3 protein-coding genes are annotated in these 3,756 nt (G+C 76.0%); 1 reads left to right on the top strand and 2 read right to left on the bottom strand.

Annotated elements, in window-relative coordinates:
• Positions 1-124: 124 nt before the first annotated feature.
• Complete coding sequence (locus VR45_RS21880; protein ID WP_045941505.1) at positions 125-766, bottom strand: response regulator transcription factor; 642 nt, start codon at positions 764-766, stop codon at positions 125-127.
• 266 nt (positions 767-1,032) lie between these two features.
• Here VR45_RS21880 and VR45_RS21875 point away from each other — a divergent pair, with 266 nt between their 5' ends.
• Positions 1,033-3,276, top strand: coding sequence for an ATP-binding protein (locus VR45_RS21875; RefSeq protein WP_159394305.1), 2,244 nt, complete (start codon positions 1,033-1,035; stop codon positions 3,274-3,276).
• Between the two features lie 106 nt (positions 3,277-3,382).
• On the opposite strand, the gene VR45_RS47115 is transcribed toward VR45_RS21875, so the two are convergent.
• Positions 3,383-3,559: a hypothetical protein gene (locus VR45_RS47115; protein ID WP_159394304.1), complete on the bottom strand. Its 177-nt coding sequence runs from the start codon at positions 3,557-3,559 to the stop codon at positions 3,383-3,385.
• Between the last annotated feature and the right edge of the window lie 197 nt (positions 3,560-3,756).

Raw genomic sequence — 3,756 nt, 5'->3', positions numbered from 1 at the left:
GTCCGGTCCCGGTCCCGGTCGCACCCGGGCACGGTCGGCCGGACCCGGACCCGGACCCGGGCACGGTCGTCGGCCTGCCGCCCGCCCCGCCCGGCCGCCGGGCGGCCGGAGGAGCGGCGGCGGGTCAGCTGTCGCCGAGGCCCATGTCCCTGGCCCGGGCCACGGCCTCCGCCCGGGTGGCGACGTGCAGCTTCTCGAAGATGTGGGTGACGTGGTTGCGCACCGTCTTCTCCGCGACCACCAGCTCGCGGGCGATCCGGCGGTTGTCCAGCCCCCGGGCCACCAGGTCGAGGACCTCCGCCTCGCGGGCGGTGAGCGCCGGGAAGAGCTGCCCGGCCTCGCGCACCCGCGCACCGGCGAGCAGGGTGGTGATCCGCTCGGCCACGTCCGCGCCGAACACCGCGCCACCGGCCGCGACCGTCCGCACCGCGTGCAGCACCTCCTCCCGGCCCGCGCCCTTCACCAGGTAGCCGCGGGCCCCCGCCTGGAGCGCGGCGAGCAGGCTCCCGTCGTCGTCCGCCATGGTGAGCATCAGCACCGGCGGGGCCGGCCGGTCGGCGGAGAGCCGACGGGTGGCCTCCAGCCCGGAGCCGTCCGGCAGGGAGAGGTCCATGACGACCATGTCGGGACGGTGGCGGGCGACCGCCTCCGGCACGTCGCCCACCCGCTCGGCCTCGGCGACGACGACGATCCCCTCGGCGCTCTCCAGGGCGGCCCGCAGCCCCTCCCGGAACAGCGGGTGGTCGTCGACGATCAGGACCCGCACAGGTGCGGCCGACGGCTCCCCGTCCGGTTGCGGTCCCCCGGCCCGGGGGTCTTCGGCGGGCTGCTCTTCATCCACCTGGCCGACACTACCAGCGATGCCGGTGTGACTTTCGGTGACCGAACTGCCGGGCGGCCGGGCCGAACGAGACCGCTGCCCCATGCGCCCGGGACGACGGGCGGCCGAGACTGGTGGGAACGCGCCCGACCCGGCGACCGGCCCCCGGCGGACCCCGCCCTCATCCGTCCCTAGGCGGTGCCATGACCACGGTGACCCCACTCCCGCCCCTGCCGCGTACGCCCGCCGGGGCCCCGCCGCGCCGGACGCCCGCCCAGCGCCGGCTCACCGGGGCCGCGGCGCTCACCGTGCTCTGCCTGGCGGTCGCCGCCCTCTGGGTCTGCTACGTGCTGGTCCACCTCGACGCGCCCGGGGTGGAGGCCCCCCGGGACCAGCTCGCCATCCTGGTCTACGCGCTGCCCACCGCCGGCGCGGGCATGCTGCTGCACGCCCACCGTCCGGGAAATCCACTCGGTTGGGTGATGCTCGTCTACGCACTGACGTCGATGCTGCCGAGCGCGGCCGCCGCACCCGTCTGGGTGGAGGTCTCGGACCCCGGGCTCGTCGGCGCGGCCGCCGTGGTGCGCGCGGTGTGCGACACGGTCAGCCAGACGCTGTTCTACGTACTGCCGCTCTGGCTGCCGGCCGGACGGCTCACCACCCGCAGGTGGTGGTGGTACATCGGCGCCGTCACCCTCTGGGTGCTCCCGGACACCATGTCCTTCCTGGACCGCGCGACCGTGTTCGGCCGCCCCAACCCGCTCGCCGACAGCGCCGTGGCGAACGCCTTCGGCTCCGTGTCCGACCAGCTCGACCGCCTCTACGACCCGGTCAACTATCTGCTGATCGGCATCGCGGCCACCGTGCTGCTGGTCCGGCTGCTCCGCCGGACCGCGCCCCGCCACCGCGCCCACCTGACCGGCATGCTCGGCGCCTATCTGCTCTGGGCCGGCCTGCAGGACTACTACACCCGGCGGTTCCAGTACGAGTACTGGCTGAGCTACTCGCTGTTCACGGCGGCGGGCGCGGTGTGGGCGGTCGCGGTGGCGTTCCTGGTGGTGCGCGACGGCGGGTGGCGGCTGGACCGGGCCGCCCGGTCCGTGCTCAGCGGCCTGCTGCTCGCCGCCGGGCTCACCGTGGTGTTCGTGGTCTGCGCGGCGGTGCTCTCGGGCTGGCTGGTGCCCGGCCGCGGCGGCGCCGCCCTGCTGCTGATCGCCCTGCTCCTCGCCCTGGGCGCGGGCCTGCCCCGGGCCGCCCGGCGGGCGGTGCGCCTCGTGGACCGGCTCTACTACGGCGAACGCGCCCAGCCCTACCAGGTGCTCCGCACCCTGGCCGGGCAGGTCCGGCAGGTCGTCGACCCGGAGCGGCTGCCGTCCGCGCTCTGCGGCACCGTCGCCGAGGAACTGCGGCTGCCGGGTGTGGCGCTGGCCGTCACCACCCGGGCGGGGCGTCGCCCGCTGGCCGCGGTGGGGCGGCTGGACGGGCCGGTCCAGGGCTTCGCGCTGGTCCACCACGGCACGACGATCGGGGAGCTGACCGTCGGACTGCGGGCGGGCGAGGAGCGGCTCGACCCCAGCGACGTCGACATCCTGCGCTCGCTGGCGGACCAGGCCTCGCCGGCCGTCGCCTCACTGCGGCTCCAGGAGGACCTCCAGGCCAGCCGGGAACAGATCGTCGCGGCACGGGAGGAGGAGCGGCGGTGGCTGCGCCGGGACATCCACGACGGGCTCGGGCCGGCGCTGGCGGGCCTGCGGCTGCGGGTCGACAACGCGGCCTCGGCCGCCTCGGCCGCCTCGGCCTCCGGGAACGGCAGCTCCGGGAAGGCCACCTCCGGGAACGGCAGCTCCGGGAAGGGCGCTGACGCGCTGGCCCTGACCCTGCAAGGGATCTCCGGCGACCTGGCGCTGACGATCAAGGAGGTGCGGCGGATCACGGACCGGCTCGGGCCCGCACCGCTCGGCGAGTTCGGCCTCACCCGGGCCATCGAGCACCTGGCGGCCACGTTCAGCAGCGACGGCCTCGCCGTCAGCACCGCCCTGCGGCCGGACCCGCTGCCGGAACTGCCGGCCGCCGTCGAGGTGGCCGCGTACCGGATCACCGCCGAGGCGCTGAACAACGTGCTCCGGCACGCCCGCGCCCGGCACGCCGAGGTGGCCCTCCGGGTGGACGAGGCGAACCTCGTCCTGACCGTCCAGGACGACGGGATCGGCCTCGGCGACCCCCAGGCACCCGACGAGTACCCGGGCCCCGTCAACACCGGTCCCACCGACACCGGCCCCACCGACACCGACCCGGCGGACCCGGACCAGGCCGACGGGGTCGGGCTGCGGTCGATGTCGGACCGTGCGGCCGAGATCGGCGGCCGCTGCACCGTCGGCCGCCTCCCCACCAACGGCACCCGGGTGCTCGCCGTCCTCCCCCGCCACCCCTCCCGAAGCCCGCGGCCCGGCGCCTGAACGCTCCGACGGGCGTGGTCCTGCCGACGCGCCCGTGCCCCCCGCGCGGTGAGGCACGGGGGGCACGGGGGCGGGGGTGGTGCCGGGTCGGAGGGTTCGGACGGGGTCAGTTCTTGCAGTCCTTCTCGCCCGGCTTGCAACGGCGCTCGGTGGTCTTGGTCCCGTCGGCGGGCGCCGCCTTGGCCAGCGCGCCGACGGCGCTCCTGATGACCACGGTGGCTGTGGCGATGCCGACGACTACGGACGCGACGCCGAACGTCCTCGTTCTCGTGTTCGTTGCCATGAGTGGTGCTCCAGACTTCCTTCTCTTCGAGCGGTCCGACCGATCGACCGCTCCGCCCTCCACTCTGGTCGGCGGCCCGCCCCGGGCACATGGGCCTGCCGTCCTGTTCCGGTCCCAGGACGGGTCCGCGGGCACGAAAAACCGGCCCCCGCCGGGGTGGCGGGGGCCGGTGGTCGGGAAACGGGGTGGTCGGGCGG

The organism is Streptomyces sp. NRRL S-495 (assembly GCF_000966955.1).
Lineage (GTDB): Bacteria > Actinomycetota > Actinomycetes > Streptomycetales > Streptomycetaceae > Kitasatospora > Kitasatospora purpeofusca.
This window is presented reverse-complemented; position numbering and strand designations above follow the sequence as displayed.

Excerpts from the sequence above, each read along its gene's own strand:
- VR45_RS47115 (WP_159394304.1), bottom strand. The coding sequence starts at position 3,559 with ATGGCAACGAACACGAGAACGAGGACGTTCGGCGTCGCGTCCGTAGTC.